Genomic DNA, 21,148 nt, shown 5'->3' with positions numbered 1-21,148 from the left:
CGTTAGTATTCAAAGTTTGTTAACTTTGAGTATTAACGGTTTTTTTATGAACGGAACAATTACAGCTTTTATAGATTATTTGCAAAAAGAAAAGAATTATTCTGTGCATACATTGACTGCGTATGAAAAGGATTTGATTGAATTTAAAGATTTTAATAAGTCGTCCTTTGACGAGGATACAATCGATAAGGTAGGTTACAGTCAAATTAGATCCTGGATTGTGTTTTTAGTAGACAAAGAGTTGTCTGTTGTAACGGTAAATAGAAAAATGGCTTCCTTAAAAGCTTTTTATAAATTTCTATTAAAATCAAAGCAGATAGAGGTGAGTCCTATGTTAAAGCACAAAGCTTTAAAGGGGTTTAAGTCGCTGCAAATTCCGTTTTCAGAGAAAGAGATGAATCTCGTTTTAGAGGAGTTTCATGTTGGTGTGGGTTTTGAATCTGTGCGAAACCATGCGATAGTAGAGTTGTTTTATACCACTGGTATGCGTAGAGCAGAATTAATTGAGTTGAAAACAGTAGACCTTGATTTGGTTGAAGGGCGTGTGAAAGTAATTGGTAAGCGTAATAAAGAACGTATCATTCCGGTTTTAACCGTTGTAAAAAAGTCGCTGCAAGAATATTTGCGGCTTAGATCTCAATTAGAGGCGATTGAGGATTCTGAGTATTTTTTTCTAACAAAAAAAGGACAAAAATTAAATAATTCACTTGTCTATCGAGTCATAAATGCTTACTTTAGTCAAGCTTCAGAAAAGGTAAAAAAGAGTCCACACGTTTTGCGACATACTTTTGCCACTCATTTATTAAACAATGGAGCAGATTTGAATTCAGTAAAAGAATTATTAGGACATGCTAGTTTGGCGTCAACTCAAGTATACACGCATAGTAGTTTGGTAGAACTTCAAAAGGTGTATCAAAAGGCCCATCCTAGGAATAAATAATAATTCAATGTTTAACCATTAAATAAGTTTTGATTATGAAGGTAAGTATTCATGCAGTCAACTTTAATGTTGACGGAAAATTAGTTAATTTTGTTCAAGAGCGAATGGATAAATTGGAGAAATACTATGGAAAGGTAGTGTCTTCAGATGTTTATTTGAAGGTTCTCAATACAAGTGATAAGCAAAATAAAATTGTCGAGGTGAAAATAAATGTACCTGGAAACGAATTTTTGGTGAAGAAACAGTGCAAATCTTTTGAGGAGGCAATGGAGCTTTCATCCGGTTCTCTAGAACGATTGTTAGTTAAAACGAAAGAAAAAACACGAACTCAAACATAATTTAAAAATTTATTCAAAAAATGTTTTAATTCAGAGATAAAATCTATACATTTGCAGTCCGTTAGAAATAGCGGACTTTTTTATTGAATTGCCAGCGTAGCTCAGTTGGCTAGAGCAGCTGATTTGTAATCAGCAGGTCGTGGGTTCGAGTCCCTCCGCCGGCTCTAATGAAACTGAGGTTTTTGAAAGATTGTAATAAGATAAAAAAGAGGGGAGATACTCAAGCGGCCAACGAGGGCAGACTGTAAATCTGCTGTGTGAACTTCGCAGGTTCGAATCCTGCTCTCCCCACGAATGAAAGTTTTGAGTTTAAAGTTATTTGATTAGCTTTGCACTCGAATTTGAGATTTCTCTGCCGACTTAGCTCAGAGGTAGAGTGCTTCCTTGGTAAGGAAGAGGTCACGGGTTCAATTCCCGTAGTTGGCTCAATAAAAAATTTTGAACACTAATAAATTAATAAAGATTAAAATCTAAGTAAAATGGCAAAAGAAACCTTTAACCGTTCGAAACCACACTTAAATATTGGTACAATCGGACACGTAGATCACGGAAAAACTACATTAACTGCTGCAATAACTAAAGTGTTATCTGATGCTGGTTACTGTCAAGCGAAATCTTTTGATCAAATTGATAATGCTCCTGAAGAAAAAGAAAGAGGTATTACAATTAATACATCTCACGTAGAGTATGAAACAGCTAATCGTCATTACGCTCACGTTGACTGTCCAGGTCACGCGGATTACGTAAAAAACATGGTTACTGGTGCTGCTCAAATGGATGGTGCTATCCTTGTAGTTGCTGCAACTGATGGACCAATGCCACAAACTCGTGAGCATATCCTTTTAGGTCGTCAGGTAGGTATTCCTAGAATGGTTGTATTCATGAACAAAGTGGATATGGTTGATGATGAGGAATTATTGGAACTTGTTGAAATGGAGATCAGAGACTTATTGTCTTTCTACGAATATGATGGTGATAACTGTCCAGTTGTTCAAGGATCTGCTTTAGGTGGATTGAATAACGATCCAGCTTGGGTACCAAAAATCATTGAATTGATGGCTGCAGTTGATGCATGGATCGAAGAGCCAGTACGTGATACTGAAAAACCTTTCTTGATGCCAGTTGAGGATTCATTTACAATTACTGGTCGTGGAACTGTTGCTACAGGTCGTATCGAAACTGGTATTGCAAACACTGGAGATCCAGTTGAAATCATCGGTATGGGAGCTGAAAAATTGACTTCTACTATTACAGGAGTTGAGATGTTCCGTAAAATCCTTGATAGAGGAGAAGCTGGAGATAACGTAGGTTTATTGTTAAGAGGTATTGATAAAGCTGATATCAAAAGAGGTATGGTTATTATTAAGCCAGGTTCAGTAAAACCACACAACACTTTCAAAGCTGAGGTTTATATCTTGAAAAAAGAAGAAGGTGGACGTCATACTCCATTCCATAACAACTACCGTCCACAGTTCTACGTACGTACAACTGACGTAACAGGAGTTATTACTTTACCAGAAGGTGTAGAGATGGTAATGCCAGGAGATAACTTAACAATCAATGTTGCTTTGTTAAGCCCAATCGCAATGAATGTTGGATTACGTTTCGCTATCCGTGAAGGTGGTAGAACTGTAGGTGCAGGTCAGGTAACTGAGATTGTAGCATAATTCAAATTAAATTATATAACCAGCAACTTTTTTAGTTGCTGGTTTATTCTACGGGCGTAGTTCAAGGGTAGAATAGCGGTCTCCAAAACCGTTGATGGGGGTTCGAATCCCTCCGCCCGTGCTATAAAAAAATTAAATCTAATGGCAAAAATTGGTAATTACATTTCAGAGGCATTTGAAGAATTAAAATCAAATGTAACTTGGCCAGAATGGGCTGAGGTGCAGCGACTAACAATTGTTGTGGCTGTTTTTTCAGTATTGTTTGCTTTGGCAACATGGGGAGTAGATGAAGTTTTTGCAAAAGCATTAGCAGGATTTTTTAACTGGATTAAAGGGTAATAATTGACATGGCAGAGAATAATTTAAAAAAATGGTATGTCGTTAGAGCAGTAAGTGGACAAGAAAATAAAGTGAAAGCTTATATTGAAACTGAAATCTCTAGACTAGGGATGGAAGATTATGTTTCTCAAGTGCTAGTACCTACTGAAAAAGTTGTTACAGTAAAAGACGGAAAAAAACTAGTTAAAGAAAAAGTTTATTTTCCTGGTTATGTAATGATGGAGGCGAATCTAGTTGGTGAAGTTCCTCACATTATTAAATCAATTACGTCAGTTATTGGTTTTTTAGGTGAAACTAAAGGAGGGGAACCAGTTCCATTACGTATTTCCGAAGTAAATAGAATGTTAGGTAAAGTAGATGAGTTAGCAGTTAATACTGACAACCATGCAATACCATTTAGTCTTGGAGAGACAATCAAAGTTATTGATGGTCCTTTTAATGGTTTCAACGGTACAGTTGAAAAAATTAATGACGAAAAGCGTAAACTTGAAGTTATGGTTAAAATTTTCGGAAGAAAAACACCATTAGAATTAAGTTTTATGCAAGTTGAAAAAGTATAATTTTTGTTACACTATAATAAATCATAACAATTGCTTCAATTAATTGTTGTGTTAAATTTTTTAAAAAATGGCTAAAGAAATTAGTAAGGTAGTTAAACTACAAGTTAAGGGAGGTGCTGCGAATCCATCGCCACCGGTTGGACCTGCTTTAGGAGCTGCTGGGGTAAACATCATGGAGTTCTGTAAGCAATTTAATGCTAGAACACAAGATAAACCCGGCAAAATATGCCCAGTACAAATTACTGTGTATAAAGACAAATCATTTGATTTTGTTGTAAAAACTCCTCCAGCTGCTGTCCAATTGTTGGAAGCTGCAAAGCTAAAGTCTGGATCAGGTGAACCAAATCGTAAAAAGGTAGCTAGTGTTACTTGGGAACAAATTAGAGCTATTGCTGAAGACAAAATGCAAGACTTGAATGCTTTTACTGCAGAAGCTGCAATGAGTATGATTGCTGGAACAGCTAGATCTATGGGTATAACTGTATCAGGAGACTCTCCTTTTTAATTAAGAGAAAGACATGGCAAAATTGACAAAAAAGCAAAAAGAGGCTGCTTCAAAAATTGAAAAGAACAAATTGTATTCTTTAAAAGATGCTTCTGCATTGATTAAAGCAATTGCTTCTGCAAAATTTGATGAGTCTGTTGATATCGCGGTAAGATTGGGTGTAGATCCAAGAAAAGCGAATCAAATGGTAAGAGGTGTAGTTACATTACCTCACGGAACTGGAAAAGATGTAAAAGTATTAGCATTAGTTACTCCAGATAAGGAAGCTGAAGCTAAAGAAGCTGGAGCAGATTTCGTAGGTTTAGATGAGTACTTACAAAAAATTAAAGATGGTTGGACAGATGTTGATGTGATCATCACTATGCCAGCTGTTATGGGTAAATTAGGTCCATTAGGTCGTATATTAGGACCTAGAGGTTTAATGCCTAACCCTAAAACAGGTACAGTAACTATGGATGTTGCTAAAGCTGTTGCAGAGGTAAAAGCTGGTAAAATCGACTTTAAAGTTGATAAAACTGGAATCGTACATGCAGGAATTGGTAAAGTTTCTTTTGGAGCTGAGCAAATTTATGACAATGCACACGAAATTATTCAAACATTAATCAAACTTAAACCAACTGCTGCTAAAGGTACCTACATTAAAGGTATTCACCTTACAAGCACTATGAGTCCTGCAATTGCATTGGACCCTAAAGCAGTATAATTGGTAGTTAATAATTTTTAGTATGACTAGAGAAGAAAAATCAATCGCGATTGAAGAATTAACTGCACAGTTAGCTGGTACAAATATTGTTTATGTAGCAGATATTTCTGGATTAAATGCAGAAACTACTTCAAACTTGAGAAGAGCTTGTTATAAAGCAGGTATTAAATTAGAAGTTGTAAAGAATACATTACTTGCAAAAGCAATGGAAACTTCTGAAAATAGTTATGGTGAATTACCTTCTGTATTGGTTGGGAATTCAGCTATCTTTATTTCAGATGTAGCTAATGCTCCAGGTAAAATCATTAAGGATTTCCGTAAAAAATCATCTAAGCCAGTTTTAAAGGGTGCTTACGTGAACGCTGAGGTTTATATTGGAGATGACCAACTTGATATGTTGGCTACAATTAAATCAAAAGAAGAATTACTTGGAGAACTTATTGGATTACTTCAATCACCAGCTCAAAGAGTTATCGCTGCACTTCAAAACAAATTTGCTGGAGAAGAGCAAGCTGAAGAAGTTCAAGCTGAGGAAGCTTAATATTTATAGAGAAACTCTCTGTTTATATTATTAAAAAAGCGCACAATAAACAAAATATAATTTTACAAATCATTTTAAAACGATAGAAAAAATGGCAGATTTGAAACAATTCGCAGAACAATTGGTTAACCTAACAGTTAAAGAAGTTAACGAATTAGCAACAATATTAAAAGATGAGTACGGAATCGAACCAGCTGCTGCTGTAGTAGTTGCAGGTGCAGGTGGTGGAGAAGCTGCTGCTGAAGAAGCTCAAACTGAATTTACAGTTGTATTGAAAGAAGCTGGTGCTTCTAAATTAGCAGTTGTGAAAATGGTAAAAGAACTTACAGGTTTAGGTTTGAAAGAAGCTAAAGATGTAGTTGATAGCGCACCATCTAATGTTAAAGAAGGTGTTTCTAAAGAAGAGGCTGAAGGTCTTAAAAAATCTCTAGAAGAAGCTGGAGCTGTAGTTGAGCTTAAATAGTTAAACTTAGTTTAAAGAATAAGGTTTAGGTCTTGGGTTTAGTAACCCAATGGCCTAAACCATTTTTCGTATAACAAAAGTCTAGAATTTGATTCGTCATTTTTAGCTTTTGTATTTTATGTTTTACTCCATTACGAGGAAAAAAAGTTAACAGATAATAAGAAAGTAGTTATCCTAAATTGATTTTTAAAGATGTAATGGTTGTAGAATTCAGTATTTAGGCATTTGCCTGATACAAAAAAATTACTTTTATAATCAAAATTTTGTCCATTGATGATAACAAATCAGACTGAAAGATTGAATTTTGCCTCTACAAAAAACATTCCTGCATATCCAGATTTTCTAGATGTTCAGGTTAAATCTTTTCAAGATTTTTTTCAATTAGAAACTAAATCAGATGAAAGAGGCAATGAAGGACTTTATAATACCTTCATGGAAAATTTTCCAATTACAGATACAAGAAATAACTTTGTATTGGAATTCCTAGACTACTTTGTAGATCCACCACGTTACACAATCCAAGAGTGTATCGAAAGAGGTTTGACACACAGTGTACCTTTAAAAGCAAGGTTGAAACTGTACTGTACAGATCCAGAACACGAAGACTTTGAAACAATTGTTCAAGATGTATATCTTGGTACAATTCCTTACATGACACCAAGCGGAACATTTGTAATTAATGGAGCTGAACGTGTTGTTGTTTCTCAATTGCATAGATCACCAGGGGTTTTCTTTGGTCAATCTTTTCATGCTAATGGTACAAAATTATACTCTGCTAGAGTAATTCCGTTCAAGGGATCTTGGATTGAATTTTCTACAGATATCAACAGCGTAATGTACGCTTACATTGACAGAAAGAAAAAATTACCTGTTACTACTTTATTCCGTGCAATCGGTTTTGAAAGAGACAAGGATATCCTTGAAATCTTTGACCTTGCGGAGGAAATTAAAGTTTCTAAAACAGGTCTTAAAAAATATATCGGTAGAAAATTAGCTGCTCGTGTATTAAACACATGGCATGAAGATTTCGTAGATGAAGATACTGGTGAAGTAGTTTCTATCGAACGTAACGAAATAATCCTTGATAGAGATACAATTATCGATAAAGATAATGTGGAAGAAATCATTGATTCTAACGTTAAATCTATTTTGTTACATAAAGAAGATGCTAATCAAGCTGATTATGCTATCATCCACAATACGTTACAAAAAGATCCAACAAACTCTGAAAAAGAAGCTGTTGAGCATATCTACAGACAATTGCGTAACGCAGAACCGCCTGATGAAGAAACTGCTCGTGGTATTATTGATAAATTGTTCTTTTCTGACCAACGTTACAACTTAGGTGAAGTAGGTCGTTATAGAATGAACAAAAAATTACAGTTGGATATCCCAATGGAAAAGCAAGTGCTTACCAAAGAAGATATCATAACTATCGTGAAGTATTTAATTGAGTTGATTAATGCGAAAGCAGATATTGATGATATTGACCACTTATCAAACCGTCGTGTTAGAACAGTTGGAGAACAATTGTCACAACAATTTGGTGTTGGTTTAGCACGTATGGCTAGAACTATTCGTGAGAGAATGAACGTTAGAGATAACGAGGTGTTTACACCAATTGATTTGATTAATGCTAAAACATTATCATCAGTTATCAACTCTTTCTTTGGTACGAACCAGTTGTCTCAATTTATGGATCAAACGAATCCATTAGCTGAGATTACGCACAAGAGAAGATTATCTGCCCTAGGACCTGGTGGACTTTCGAGAGAAAGAGCTGGTTTTGAGGTTCGAGATGTTCACTATACGCACTACGGACGTTTATGTCCTATTGAAACTCCAGAGGGACCAAACATTGGTTTGATTTCATCTCTTGGTGTTTATGCGAAAGTAAACGGAATGGGATTCATCGAAACACCTTACCGTAAGGTAACTGATGGTGTAGTTGATTTAGTATCTACTCCAATTTACTTAAGCGCTGAAGAAGAAGAAGGAATGTTAATCGCACAAGCGAACATTGCTATGGATGATACAGGAAAAATGACTTCTGACTTTGTAATTGCACGTCAAGAAGGTGATTTCCCTGTTATTACGCCATCTGAGGTACATTATACAGACGTTGCACCAAACCAGATTGCTTCTATATCTGCATCTTTGATTCCTTTCTTGGAGCATGATGATGCGAATAGAGCCTTGATGGGATCTAACATGATGCGTCAGGCCGTTCCATTAATACGTCCTGAAGCTCCAATTGTAGGTACTGGTCTTGAGCGTCAAGTAGCTTCTGACTCTAGAGTATTAATCAATGCTGAAGGGCATGGTACTGTAGAATATGTTGATGCTAATATCATTACAATTAAATACGATCGTTCTGAGGAAGAAAGAATGGTTAGTTTTGAATCGGATGATAAAACATACAATCTAATTAAATTTAGAAAAACCAACCAAGGAACAAGTATTAACTTGAAACCAATCGTAAGAAAAGGGGACAGAGTTATTCCTGGTCAAGTTTTATCTGAGGGGTATGCTACTCAAAATGGTGAGCTTGCTTTAGGTCGTAACTTGAAAGTGGCGTTTATGCCATGGAAAGGGTACAATTTTGAGGATGCAATCGTAATTTCTGAAAAAGTTGTTCGTGATGATATCTTTACTTCAATCCATGTAGATGATTACTCATTAGAAGTAAGAGATACAAAATTAGGTAACGAAGAATTAACGAATGATATTCCTAACGTTTCTGAAGAGGCTACTAAAGACTTAGATGAAAACGGTATGATTAGAATTGGTGCCGAGGTTAAACCTGGTGATATTCTTATTGGAAAAATTACACCAAAAGGAGAATCTGATCCAACTCCAGAAGAGAAATTGCTTCGTGCAATCTTCGGAGATAAAGCAGGTGATGTAAAAGATGCTTCATTGAAAGCTTCTCCATCACTTCATGGTGTTGTTCTTGATAAAAAATTGTTTGCAAGAGCAGTAAAAGACAAAAGAAAACGTACGCAAGATAAAGATGCTTTGGGATCTCTTGAAATGGATTTCGAAGTTAAATTTTCAGACTTGAAAGATAAGTTGATCGAAAAACTTTTCTTGATTGTAAACGGAAAAACATCACAAGGTGTAATGAATGATTTGGGTGAAGAAGTTTTACCAAAAGGTAAAAAATATACTCAAAAAATGCTTTACGCTGTTGAAGATTTTGCTCACTTAAGCAAAGGTCAATGGGTAGCTGATGATGCAACTAATAAAATGGTTAATGATTTAATTCATAACTATAAAATTAAGTTGAACGATTTACAAGGTGGTTTGAGAAGAGAGAAGTTCACTATTACTGTTGGAGATGAATTGCCAGCTGGAATTTTGAAATTGGCTAAAGTATATATCGCTAAGAAACGTAAGTTGAAAGTTGGGGATAAAATGGCAGGACGTCACGGTAACAAAGGTATTGTTGCTCGTATCGTTCGTCATGAAGACATGCCTTTCTTGGAAGACGGAACGCCAGTTGATATTGTATTGAATCCACTTGGAGTACCTTCTCGTATGAACATTGGTCAAATTTATGAAACAGTTCTTGGATGGGCTGGTATGAATTTAGGTAAAAAATATGCAACACCAATTTTTGATGGTGCATCATTAGACCAAATTAATGCAATCACTGATGAAGCTGGTGTACCTCGTTTTGGACATACACATCTTTATGATGGTGGTACTGGAGAGCGTTTCCATCAAGCAGCAACCGTAGGTGTGATCTATATGTTAAAATTAGGACACATGGTTGATGATAAGATGCACGCACGTTCTATCGGACCATACTCATTGATTACGCAACAACCATTGGGTGGTAAAGCTCAATTTGGAGGTCAGCGTTTTGGAGAGATGGAGGTTTGGGCACTTGAGGCTTATGGAGCTTCTAGTACATTACGTGAAATCTTAACCGTAAAATCTGATGATGTTATTGGTAGAGCTAAAACGTATGAAGCTATCGTAAAAGGAGAGTCTATGCCAGAGCCAGGATTACCTGAATCATTCAATGTATTGATGCATGAATTGAAAGGTCTTGGTCTTGATATTCGTTTAGAAGAATAAAGAATAATCAATCACTGTAGAGACGTTGCATTGCAACGTTCTCTACTTTGATATTTATAAGAGTTTTTAAGATTTAGACCCGTAAACCGTTCCGATTTTTTATAGAAAGATTACCTTTTTATAATTAGCACTTTAATAACAATTAAAGTTTAGAGAAGTAATCCGAGGGATAGAGATGTTGCACTGCAATATCTGTACAAATCAATTTTTCAATTGCAATTAAATCAGTAGTAAAAACTATGATGAATAATAGAAATAATAACAATAATAAAGATAAAAATCCAATAAAAAGATTTAGTAAAATCTCTATCGGATTGGCTTCTCCAGAATCTATCTTGAAAGAATCAAGAGGTGAAGTTTTAAAACCAGAAACAATTAACTACCGTACGCACAAACCTGAGCGTGACGGTCTTTTTTGTGAAAGAATATTTGGACCTGTAAAGGATTTCGAATGTGCTTGTGGAAAATACAAAAGAATTCGCTACAAAGGGATCATTTGTGACCGTTGTGGTGTTGAAGTTACAGAGAAAAAAGTACGTAGAGATAGAGTAGGTCACATCAACCTTGTTGTGCCAATTGCTCATATCTGGTATTTCCGTTCTCTTCCTAACAAAATTGGTTATATCTTAGGTCTTCCATCTAAGAAACTAGATATGATCATTTACTACGAGAGATACGTAGTTATTCAAGCAGGTATTGCTAAAAATGCTGAAGGTGAATCAGTTCAAAGATTAGACTTCTTAACGGAAGAAGAATACTTGAACATATTAGACACTCTTCCTGCAGATAACCAATATTTAGATGATTTTGATCCTAATAAATTTGTTGCCAAAATGGGAGCAGAGTGTATTATGGACTTATTAGCACGTATTGACTTAGACCAATTGTCTTACCAATTACGTCACTCAGCTAATAACGAAACGTCTAAACAACGTAAAACTGAAGCGTTAAAAAGATTACAAGTTGTAGAGTCTTTCCGTGAGTCTAACTTAAACCGTGAGAACCGTCCAGAATGGATGATTATGAAGGTTGTTCCTGTTATTCCACCAGAATTACGTCCGCTTGTGCCACTTGATGGAGGTCGTTTTGCAACTTCAGATTTAAATGACTTATATCGTCGTGTAATCATCCGTAACAACCGTTTGAAAAGATTAATGGAGATCAAAGCTCCAGAAGTTATCTTGAGAAACGAGAAACGTATGTTGCAAGAATCGGTAGATTCATTGTTTGATAATACAAGAAAAGCATCTGCTGTTAAAACAGAATCAAACAGACCATTAAAATCATTATCTGATTCCCTTAAAGGTAAGCAAGGACGTTTCCGTCAAAACTTACTTGGAAAACGTGTGGATTATTCTGCTCGTTCGGTAATTGTTGTTGGACCTGAATTAAAATTGTTCGAGTGCGGATTGCCAAAAGATATGGCTGCTGAGTTGTTTAAACCTTTTGTTATTCGAAAATTAATCGAAAGAGGAATTGTAAAAACAGTTAAGTCTGCAAAGAAAATCATAGATAAAAAGGAGCCTGTAGTTTGGGATATTCTAGAAAATGTAATAAAAGGTCACCCAGTATTATTGAACCGTGCCCCTACTTTGCACAGACTAGGTATTCAAGCTTTTCAACCAAAATTAATTGAAGGAAAAGCAATCCAATTACACCCATTAGTATGTACGGCCTTTAATGCCGATTTTGATGGGGATCAAATGGCAGTTCACTTGCCATTAGGACCAGAAGCAATCCTTGAAGCACAATTGTTAATGTTGGCTTCTCACAATATTTTGAACCCTGCAAATGGTGCTCCAATTACGGTACCATCTCAGGATATGGTCTTGGGTCTTTATTATATGACCAAAGAAAGATTGTCTACTCCAGAAAAGAAAATTTTAGGTCAAGATCTAGTTTTCTACTCTGCAGAAGAAACAAATATTGCATTGAACGAAGGAAGATTAGAATTGAATGCTCGTGTGAAAATTAGAGCAAAAGATTTCAATGACGCTGGAGAATTAGTGTTCAAAATTATTGAAACTACTGCTGGACGTGTATTATTTAATGAAGTAGTACCACCTGCAGCTGGATATATCAATGAAGTATTGACTAAGAAGAACCTTAGAGATATTATCGGTCACGTATTAAATTCAACTAGTGTACCTGAAACGGCTGCCTTTTTGGATAACATGAAAGATATGGGGTACAAATTTGCCTTCAGAGGTGGATTGTCATTCTCATTAGGGGATATTAGAATTCCAGAACAAAAACCAAAATTGATCGCTGATGCAAGAGAGCAAGTAGAAGGAATTTCTGCTAACTACAACATGGGTCTTATTACAAATAACGAACGTTACAACCAAGTTATTGATGTATGGACTTCTGCAAATGCACAATTGACAGAATTGGCAATGAAAAATATTAGAGAGGATCAACAAGGATTCAACTCGGTATATATGATGCTTGACTCCGGGGCGAGGGGTTCTAAGGAACAAATTCGTCAGTTAACTGGTATGCGTGGATTGATGGCTAAGCCTAAAAAATCGACTGCTGGTGGTGGAGAGATTATTGAGAATCCAATTCTTTCTAACTTTAAGGAAGGACTTTCGATCTTAGAGTATTTCATTTCTACTCACGGTGCTCGTAAGGGTCTTGCGGATACGGCTTTGAAAACGGCGGATGCTGGTTACTTAACTCGTAGATTGCATGATGTTTCTCAAGATGTTATTGTTAACATCGAAGACTGTGGAACATTAAGAGGTGTTGAAGTTTCAGCATTGAAAAAGAATGAAGAAATTGTTGAATCATTAGGAGAAAGAATTTTAGGACGTGTTGCATTGCAAGATGTTATTAATCCTTTGACTAATGAAGTATTAGTTAAATCTGGTGAGCAAATTACAGAGGTTATTATGAAGGTAATTGAGGCTTCTCCATTGGAGAGAGTTGAAGTTCGTTCTCCTCTTGTATGTGAGGCGCCAAAAGGTATTTGTGCTAAATGTTACGGTCGTAACTTGGCAACTGGAAAAATGACTCAAAGAGGTGAAGCTGTTGGTGTAATTGCTGCACAGTCAATTGGAGAGCCAGGTACACAGTTAACGCTACGTACTTTCCACGTTGGAGGGGTTGCCGGAGGTATATCTGAAGAGTCTAGCATTGTTGCTAAGTTCCCAGGTAGACTTGAAGTTGAAGATTTGAAAACTGTAAAAGGGGAAGATAATGAAGGTAACCAAGTGGATATCGTTGTGTCTCGTTCTACAGAGTTGAAATTGATTGACGAAAAAACAGGTATTGTTTTAAATACACATAACATTCCTTACGGTTCTAGTATTTTTGTGAAAGACGGTCAGTCTATTAATAAAGGTGATATTATCTGTAAATGGGATCCATATAATGGAGTTATCGTTTCTGAATTTACTGGTAAAATTGCATACGAAGATTTAGAGCAAGGACAATCGTTCATGGTTGAAGTCGATGAGCAAACTGGTTTCCAAGAAAAAGTAATTTCTGAATCAAGAGCTAAGAAATTAATTCCAACATTATTGGTTTACGGTAATGATGGTGAATTGATTCGTTCTTACAACTTACCAGTTGGAGCCCACTTGATGGTAGACAACGGTGAGAAAATTAAAGCAGGTAAAGTATTGGTGAAAATCCCTCGTCGTTCTTCTAAATCAGGAGATATTACAGGAGGTTTACCAAGAATTACAGAGTTGTTAGAAGCTCGTAATCCATCTAACCCAGCTGTAGTTTCTGAAATCGATGGTGTTGTTTCTTTTGGAAAAATCAAAAGAGGTAACCGTGAGATTATCATTGAATCTAAATTTGGTGATGTTAGAAAGTACCTAGTTAAATTATCTAGTCAAATTCTTGTTCAAGAAAATGACTTCGTAAGAGCTGGAGTTTCTTTATCTGACGGAGCTATTACACCAGACGATATTTTAAGAATTCAAGGACCAGCTGCTGTTCAACAGTACTTGGTAAATGAGATTCAAGAGGTATACCGTTTGCAAGGTGTAAAAATTAATGACAAACACTTTGAGGTTGTTATTCGTCAAATGATGCGTAAAGTAAGAGTACAAGATCCAGGTGATACTTTATTCTTAGAAGACCAATTGATCCATACTAAAGATTTTATTGTTGAAAACGATAAATTGTACGGTATGAAAGTGGTTGAGGATGCAGGAGATTCTTCTAACTTGAAAGAAGGTCAAATCGTTACTCCACGTCAGTTGAGAGATGAGAATTCATTGTTGAAACGTAATGATCAGAATATTGTAGTTGCTCGTGATGTTATCACAGCTACTGCTACTCCGGTTTTACAAGGTATCACAAGAGCTTCTCTTCAAACAAAATCATTTATCTCTGCGGCATCGTTCCAAGAGACTACTAAAGTATTAAATGAAGCTGCAGTAGCAGGTAAAATTGATTACTTAGAAGGCTTGAAAGAAAATGTTATTGTTGGACATAGAATTCCGGCAGGAACAGGTATGAGAGAATATGATAACGCTATTGTTGGATCTAAAGAAGATTACAACGACATGATGGCTAACAAAGAAGAATATATTTATTAATAAAGAATATGTTTTGAACTAAAATAAATAGAAAGATTACCTTGTGTAGTCTTTCTATTTTAGTTTAAAATAGGTTCGTCTAACAACTAATAATTATGAATGAACAAGATCAAATTAACATTGAATTAGATGAGAAAACTGCCGAAGGGACGTATTCTAATCTAGCTATTATCAATCATTCTTCATCTGAGTTTGTTTTGGATTTTGTGAGCATCATGCCTGGTGTTCCAAAGGCAAAAGTGAAGTCAAGAATTGTATTGACACCACAACATGCAAAACGTTTGCTTAAAGCGATTGGTGAAAACATCCATCGTTTTGAAGCTGCTCATGGTGAAATAAAAGATACGGAGCAAGTGCCTATTCCATTAAATTTTGGACCAGCTGGCCAAGCGTAATATTTGATAAAGACTCCAACTTGGGGTCTTTTTTTTGCTATTTAAGTTTAAATCTTTGTCATTCAACAGTTAAATTCGTGGGTTATCGAGTATAATAGTTGTTTGGTCGAATTTATTTTTTGTAGGCGAATTGTTGTCGTAGCTTTGTACTCAGATAAGCGAAACATACGTTTCGATTAAGATAAAACAAAGAAAATGACTGAATTAGATAGGGCAACAAAATCAAAACAAATTTTTACAAATGTTATATTAGCAATTGTTTTCATGTTTTCATTCTCAGCTTTTAGTCAAGTTGATGTTACTAATTCAATTTCAGAAGAAAGTACACCAATGACAACTTCAACTCAAGTTGGTGCAGCAAAATCTTCTTCTAACATGGAATTTGTTTTATGGTTCATGGGTTCTAAACAAAATCCAAACCCAACAATTTCTACAGAAGATAATGCAAGTACAAGACATCAAATTATGACTTCTGGTTTAGCTCCAAATCGTTTATTGATTAAAGCATTTTTGAAAAAGGCTGTAAACTTTGAAAGTTCAATGGCATAATTCAAACCGAAATTAACATATATCCAAACCGCCTCAATTAGCTTGTAGGCGGTTTTTTTTTGTATATCACATTTGCTTATTTTTTTAAGTATAATCCTAGCTAAATTATTGATTTGGTTTATGCTGTCTTTTTGTTATAAATTTGCAAGATGAAAAAGTTAATTTACAAATTCATTTTCTTTCGAATAATGGGTTGGAAAATTGTGGGAGGTGATCATGCAAAAGTGCAAAAGTGCATTTTGATGGTGATCCCGCACACAAGCGCTCATGATTTTTACTTAGGAATATTTACAAGAGGAATTACAGGACTAGATATGCATTTTATGGCCAAAAAGGAACTGTTTCGTTTTCCATTGGGATATTATTTCAAGTACATGGGTGGTGAACCATTAGATAGGGCAGGAGGATTGAATAAAGTAGATGCTATTGCAGCGATATTTAAAAAGAAAAAGGAGTTTAGACTTGCTATAGCACCGGAAGGTACCAGGAAAAGGGTAACAGAGCTAAAGACTGGATTTTATTATATCGCATTAAAAGCCGGTGTACCTATTGTACCCATTGCATTTGATTTTGGTAAAAAAGAAGTGAATATAGGAGAGCCGTTCTTACCTACAGGAGATATTGATGCAGACATGCCTTTGTTGAAAAAGCATTTTGTTGGTGTTGTAGGGAAAGTGGCTGAAAATAGTTTTATTGTAGATTAAAGTATTTAGGTTTTAGGTATAAAACAACAAAGCCGTCTCATTTGGTGAGACGGCTTTGTTGTTTTTATCAGTTAGAATTAATCAAATTCCGAAGTGAAGAATAATTTTACTGATGGGTATTTATTTTGTGTCATTTGGATGGTAAAATCAGAATCAGCCAAGAAGACTAATTGTCCATATTTATCCTTTGCCAAAAACTTTTGCTTGATACGCTTGAATTCTTTGAATTCATCATTTTTTGCATCATCTGGTTTTACCCAACATGCTTTGTGTACAGGAAAGTTTTCATAAGTACATTTTGCACCATATTCATGTTCCAGACGGTATTGAATAACTTCGTACTGAAGTGCTCCAACTGTACCAATAATTTTACGATTGTTCATTTCGAGTGTAAACAACTGTGCAACTCCTTCGTCCATCAATTGGTCCACTCCTTTGTCTAGCTGTTTGGCTTTCATTGGGTCGGCATTGTTGATATATCTAAAATGTTCTGGAGAGAAACTCGGAATCCCTTTAAAGCTCATGATTTCGCCTTCAGTTAAAGTATCTCCAATTTTAAAATTCCCTGTATCGTGAAGACCAACAATGTCTCCTGGGTAGGATATGTCTACAATTTCTTTTTTCTCGGCAAAAAATGCATTCGGACTAGAAAATTTTAAATTCTTTTTTTGTCGTACGTGATAGTACGGTTTGTTTCTTTCAAAAGTACCCGATACGATTTTAATAAATGCCAAACGGTCGCGATGTTTTGGATCCATGTTGGCGTGAATTTTAAAAACAAAACCAGTTAATTTCTCCTCTTTTGGATCTACTAAACGAGTTTCGGATTCTTTTGGTCTTGGAGATGGAGCGATGTCAACAAAACAATCTAGTAACTCACGAACACCAAAGTTATTCAAGGCAGAACCAAAAAACACAGGTTGCAGTTTTCCTTTTAAGTAATCATCACGATCAAATTTGGGGTATACTTCGTCTATAAGTTCAAGTTCTTCACGCAAAGTAGCAGCTGGTTTTACTCCAATAATTTTCTCTAATTCAGGATTTTGAACATCTGAAAAAGCAATTGTTTCTTCAATATTCTTTCGATTATCACCACTAAAGATATTGATGTTCTTCTCCCAGATATTATAAATCCCTTGAAAATCGTATCCCATTCCAATAGGAAAACTCAGTGGAGTAACGGTCAAGCCTAATTTTTGCTCCACTTCATCCATTAAGTCAAAAGCATCTTTACCTTCACGGTCCATTTTATTAATGAAAACGATGATTGGAATATTTCGCATTCTACAAACAGAAACTAATTTTTCTGTTTGCTCCTCGACTCCTTTGGCAACGTCAATTACCACAATCACACTGTCTACAGCTGTAAGCGTTCGAAAAGTATCTTCGGCAAAATCCTTATGTCCAGGCGTATCTAGGATGTTGATTTTTTTATCTTTGTATATAAAGGCTAACACAGATGTCGATACCGAGATACCTCTCTGACGTTCGATTTCCATAAAGTCACTCGTCGCACCTTTTTTAATTTTATTGTTTTTTACTGCACCTGCCTCTTGGATTGCACCTCCAAAAAGCAACAGCTTCTCGGTTAAGGTTGTTTTACCAGCATCAGGATGCGAGATAATTCCAAAAGTTCTTCGTTTTTGTATTTCTTCTAAAAAGCTCATATTTCATATAAATGGATTGCAAAAGTACTATTTATAAATGCGATTTAAAAAAAAAGCAGGTTCTTTTACAAATTCACTTTTGGGATGAAAATTTCCGTCCATACTTTATATGGTCTTTACTCTTTTAGATAGTTTATCACAGTCTTTTATTGTAAGTAATTTACATATTGTTATCTTGCACTAATTTTAATACTTCACTTTAGCATCAGATTACGTAAATGTTTTATTTCTATTGAACCAAAAACCCCCGATAATATTTTGTTAATAGTACTTGTGAAACTTGCTATATAAGTTCGAATTGTTATTTTTGTTCGTTTTTATGCCCAAAATGAAATCGCCTAAATTTTATTTACCGACTCATAACACGTATATTTGACCGCATAATATTTAGTATTGAAGAGTATACCTATATACGGGTGGTACGGAATATTGAATCTTTTTTTTAATAAAATAAATTTATACCAATTAAAATCATTCGAATGAAGTTGATAAATAGTAACACGCTCATGTTGTTTTTTGTTCTGTTGTTTGCAAGTTTTGGAGCTAGCGCGCAAGAAATAATTAAAGATGTAGAAACTGTTGAAGTAAAGGCACCGGTGCAAACTGGTAGACAAAAAATTGATGGTATTATCGCTACTGTTGGTGATTACATAATATTAGATTCAGATATTGACAAGTCTTTCTTGGAACTTTCAAGTCAAGGGAATTCAACAAAAGATATTACAAGATGTCAAATGTTGGGTAAGCTAATGGAAGATAAGTTATATGCTCATCAAGCTGTGCAGGATAGTATCAAAGTAACTGATGCTGAAGTGAAAGGGATGATGGAGGAGCGTTTGAACTATATGGTAGAACAAATTGGTTCTATAGAAAAAGTGGTTCAGTACTACAAAAAGGATTCTGAAGAAGATTTTAAAACCTACTTTTTTGATATTTTGAAGGAAAATAAATTGACTTCAGAAATGCAAAAGAAGATTGTTGATGCTGTTGAAATTACTCCAGAAGAAGTTAGAAATTTCTTTAAAAGTATACCGAAGGATGAGTTACCAATGTTTGGTGCCGAGATGGAGGTTGCGCAGATTGTAGTGACTCCAAAGGTTTCAGAAGCAGATAAAAAGAAAGTAATTGATAAGCTAAACGGTTTTAGAGACGAAATTAAATCTGGGTCATCTAGTTTTGCTACAAAAGCAGTTTTATATTCTGAAGATCCTGGGTCACGATCTAGTGGTGGTTTTTATAAAATGAATAGAAAAACACCTTTTGTAAAAGAATTTAAAGATGTTGCTTTTGCCTTGCAAGAAGGAGAAATATCGGCACCATTTGAAACCGAATTTGGGTTTCATATTATTTTAGTCGAAAAAGTTAAAGGTCAAGATTTAGAATTACGTCACATACTATTAGCTCCTTCGGTAACGAGAACGTCTTTGGATGAAGCGAAAGAGAAAATTGAATTGATTAGAAAAAGAATTTTAGACAAAGAGATAACGTTTGCTGATGCTGCCAGAACATTATCAGATGAGAAAGAAACTAGAGCAAATGGAGGGGTCTTAATTAATCCTAAAACACAAGATACTCGTTTCGAATTGACCAAGATGGACCCAGTTTTGTATGGTCAGGTTTCTAGCTTGCAAGACAATGAGATTTCACAACCAATAATGGATGAGGAAAAACAAGGTAAGAAAAAATACAAATTGATTACGGTAACCAATCGTATCAATGAGCACGTTGCTGATTACGGAAAAGACTATATCAAAATTAAAGATTTGGCTTTGAAAGAAAAACAAATCAAGGCAATCGGTAAATGGTTTGATGAAAAAATCGGCGAAACCTATGTGAAGGTTTTGGGAGAATACAGAGATTGTGATTTTACAAACAATTGGTTGAAGAAATAATTTTTATTGAATAAATAAAAAGAGTTAGTTTTATGTTTTCATAATGCTAACTCTTTTTTAATTAAAATACTTTTAAAATGTCTGACGTAAACGCTATTCATAATTTGGTTCAAAAACGTAATGAACTTAAAAACGAAATTGCCAAAATTATTGTAGGTCAAGATGAAGTAGTGGATCAAATATTGATCTGTATATTCTCAGCAGGTCACGTGCTTTTGGTGGGTGTTCCTGGATTGGCAAAAACGTTGTTGGTTAATACACTTTCACGGGCACTTGGGTTGGATTTTAAACGCATTCAGTTTACGCCAGATTTAATGCCTTCCGATATTTTGGGAAGTGAGATTTTAGATGAGAACAGGCAGTTTAGATTTAGTAAAGGACCAGTTTTTTCGAATATTATTTTAGCTGATGAAATTAATAGAACGCCACCAAAAACGCAGGCGGCCTTACTTGAAGCGATGCAAGAACGTTCTGTGACGATTGCAGGACACAATTATAAACTGGATTTGCCGTATTTTGTGCTAGCAACTCAAAATCCTATTGAGCAAGAGGGTACATATCCTTTGCCAGAAGCGCAATTAGACCGTTTTATGTTTGCTGTAAAATTAGAATATCCATCTTTTGAAGAAGAAGTAGAGGTGGTGAAACGAACTACATCAAATGCAAATGCGCAAGTAGAAGCCTTGTTTTCGGCTCAAGAGATTATTGATTTCCAACAATTGATTCGTCGTATTCCTGTTGCAGATAATGTAATTGAATATGCTGTGAAATTGGTTGGGAAAACAAGACCTAAAAGTGCGTTAGCAACTGATTATGTAAATTCGTATTTGGATTGGGGAGCAGGACCTAGAGCATCACAAAATTTAATTTTGGCAGCTAAGACGCATGCAGCTTTTCAAGGAAAGTTTTCTCCAGATATTGAAGATGTTCAAGCGGTTGCCGTTGGTATTTTGCGACATAGAATTATCAAGAATTACAAAGCTGATGCGGAAGGTATCACCGAAGAAATGATTATTGCTAAATTATTGTAATTTCACTTATACTTATTTATACATACATAAATGCTTTAGCTAAATGCTAAAGCATTTTTTTTTGATCTTTTCACAACGTCATTTTTCACTTTATAACTTTGTAGTAGTAGTTGATATTAAAATTTGAAAGTAAATTCAACTTGCGATTTACTGAGCTTGTACGGATTTAATTAATGTAATTGATTGATAATAAAAGGGCAACAGCGGTCGCT

General features: G+C 35.2%; 17 protein-coding genes and 4 tRNA genes. 20 read left to right on the top strand and 1 reads right to left on the bottom strand.

Annotation, left to right across the window (positions count from 1 at the left end):
• Positions 1–46: 46 nt before the first annotated feature.
• From FFWV33_RS00215 to FFWV33_RS00130, 18 genes are all read left to right on the top strand, one after another.
• Entirely contained in the window at positions 47–940 is an 894-nt protein-coding gene (locus FFWV33_RS00215; protein ID WP_108739022.1) for a tyrosine-type recombinase/integrase, read from the top strand.
• A gap of 35 nt (positions 941–975) precedes the next feature.
• The gene (gene hpf / locus FFWV33_RS00210; protein WP_108739021.1) at positions 976–1,278 is read left to right on the top strand and encodes a ribosome hibernation-promoting factor, HPF/YfiA family; all 303 of its coding nucleotides are present in this window, start codon (positions 976–978) and stop codon (positions 1,276–1,278) included.
• A 90-nt stretch (positions 1,279–1,368) separates the two neighbouring features.
• A tRNA-Thr gene (locus tag FFWV33_RS00205) sits at positions 1,369–1,442 on the top strand.
• A gap of 46 nt (positions 1,443–1,488) precedes the next feature.
• A tRNA-Tyr gene (locus FFWV33_RS00200) sits at positions 1,489–1,569 on the top strand.
• Positions 1,570–1,632: 63 nt separating this feature from the next.
• Positions 1,633–1,704 (top strand) — tRNA-Thr (locus FFWV33_RS00195).
• A gap of 53 nt (positions 1,705–1,757) precedes the next feature.
• Positions 1,758–2,945, top strand: coding sequence for an elongation factor Tu (tuf, locus tag FFWV33_RS00190; protein ID WP_108739020.1), 1,188 nt, complete (start codon positions 1,758–1,760; stop codon positions 2,943–2,945).
• A gap of 50 nt (positions 2,946–2,995) precedes the next feature.
• Positions 2,996–3,066, top strand: a tRNA-Trp gene (locus tag FFWV33_RS00185).
• 20 nt (positions 3,067–3,086) lie between these two features.
• On the top strand, positions 3,087–3,284 hold the full coding sequence (gene secE / locus FFWV33_RS00180; RefSeq protein ID WP_108739019.1) for a preprotein translocase subunit SecE: 198 nt from the start codon (positions 3,087–3,089) through the stop codon (positions 3,282–3,284).
• A gap of 8 nt (positions 3,285–3,292) precedes the next feature.
• Complete coding sequence (gene nusG / locus FFWV33_RS00175; protein WP_108739018.1) at positions 3,293–3,844, top strand: transcription termination/antitermination protein NusG; 552 nt, start codon at positions 3,293–3,295, stop codon at positions 3,842–3,844.
• A gap of 67 nt (positions 3,845–3,911) precedes the next feature.
• Entirely contained in the window at positions 3,912–4,349 is a 438-nt protein-coding gene (rplK, locus tag FFWV33_RS00170; RefSeq protein WP_108739017.1) for a 50S ribosomal protein L11, read from the top strand.
• A gap of 13 nt (positions 4,350–4,362) precedes the next feature.
• A complete protein-coding gene (gene rplA / locus FFWV33_RS00165; RefSeq protein ID WP_108739016.1) occupies positions 4,363–5,052 on the top strand; it encodes a 50S ribosomal protein L1 in 690 nt (229 codons plus the stop codon).
• Positions 5,053–5,074: 22 nt separating this feature from the next.
• Entirely contained in the window at positions 5,075–5,593 is a 519-nt protein-coding gene (gene rplJ / locus FFWV33_RS00160; protein ID WP_108739015.1) for a 50S ribosomal protein L10, read from the top strand.
• 91 nt (positions 5,594–5,684) lie between these two features.
• Positions 5,685–6,056, top strand: coding sequence for a 50S ribosomal protein L7/L12 (gene rplL / locus FFWV33_RS00155; protein ID WP_108739014.1), 372 nt, complete (start codon positions 5,685–5,687; stop codon positions 6,054–6,056).
• A gap of 273 nt (positions 6,057–6,329) precedes the next feature.
• On the top strand, positions 6,330–10,142 hold the full coding sequence (rpoB, locus tag FFWV33_RS00150; protein ID WP_108739013.1) for a DNA-directed RNA polymerase subunit beta: 3,813 nt from the start codon (positions 6,330–6,332) through the stop codon (positions 10,140–10,142).
• A 239-nt stretch (positions 10,143–10,381) separates the two neighbouring features.
• Complete coding sequence (gene rpoC, locus FFWV33_RS00145) at positions 10,382–14,698, top strand: DNA-directed RNA polymerase subunit beta' (protein WP_108739012.1); 4,317 nt, start codon at positions 10,382–10,384, stop codon at positions 14,696–14,698.
• Between the two features lie 95 nt (positions 14,699–14,793).
• Entirely contained in the window at positions 14,794–15,093 is a 300-nt protein-coding gene (locus tag FFWV33_RS00140; protein WP_108739011.1) for a DUF3467 domain-containing protein, read from the top strand.
• 195 nt (positions 15,094–15,288) lie between these two features.
• Positions 15,289–15,642 (top strand): hypothetical protein, encoded by a 354-nt coding sequence (locus FFWV33_RS00135; RefSeq protein ID WP_108739010.1) that lies wholly within the window; start codon positions 15,289–15,291, stop codon positions 15,640–15,642.
• A gap of 149 nt (positions 15,643–15,791) precedes the next feature.
• Positions 15,792–16,346, top strand: coding sequence for a 1-acyl-sn-glycerol-3-phosphate acyltransferase (locus FFWV33_RS00130; RefSeq protein WP_108739009.1), 555 nt, complete (start codon positions 15,792–15,794; stop codon positions 16,344–16,346).
• Between the two features lie 77 nt (positions 16,347–16,423).
• Here FFWV33_RS00130 and FFWV33_RS00125 read toward each other — a convergent pair whose 3' ends face one another.
• The gene (locus tag FFWV33_RS00125) at positions 16,424–18,013 is read right to left on the bottom strand and encodes a peptide chain release factor 3 (RefSeq protein WP_108739008.1); all 1,590 of its coding nucleotides are present in this window, start codon (positions 18,011–18,013) and stop codon (positions 16,424–16,426) included.
• Positions 18,014–18,492: 479 nt separating this feature from the next.
• Here FFWV33_RS00125 and FFWV33_RS00120 point away from each other — a divergent pair, with 479 nt between their 5' ends.
• Both FFWV33_RS00120 and FFWV33_RS00115 read left to right on the top strand, forming a co-directional pair.
• Positions 18,493–19,905 carry a peptidylprolyl isomerase gene (locus FFWV33_RS00120; protein WP_108739007.1) on the top strand — a complete coding sequence of 471 codons (1,413 nt, stop codon included), beginning with the start codon at positions 18,493–18,495 and terminating at the stop codon, positions 19,903–19,905.
• A gap of 77 nt (positions 19,906–19,982) precedes the next feature.
• On the top strand, positions 19,983–20,936 hold the full coding sequence (locus FFWV33_RS00115; RefSeq protein ID WP_108739006.1) for an AAA family ATPase: 954 nt from the start codon (positions 19,983–19,985) through the stop codon (positions 20,934–20,936).
• Positions 20,937–21,148: the final 212 nt, after the last annotated feature.

Source organism: Flavobacterium faecale, from assembly GCF_003076455.1.
Lineage (GTDB): Bacteria > Bacteroidota > Bacteroidia > Flavobacteriales > Flavobacteriaceae > Flavobacterium > Flavobacterium faecale.
This window is presented reverse-complemented; position numbering and strand designations above follow the sequence as displayed.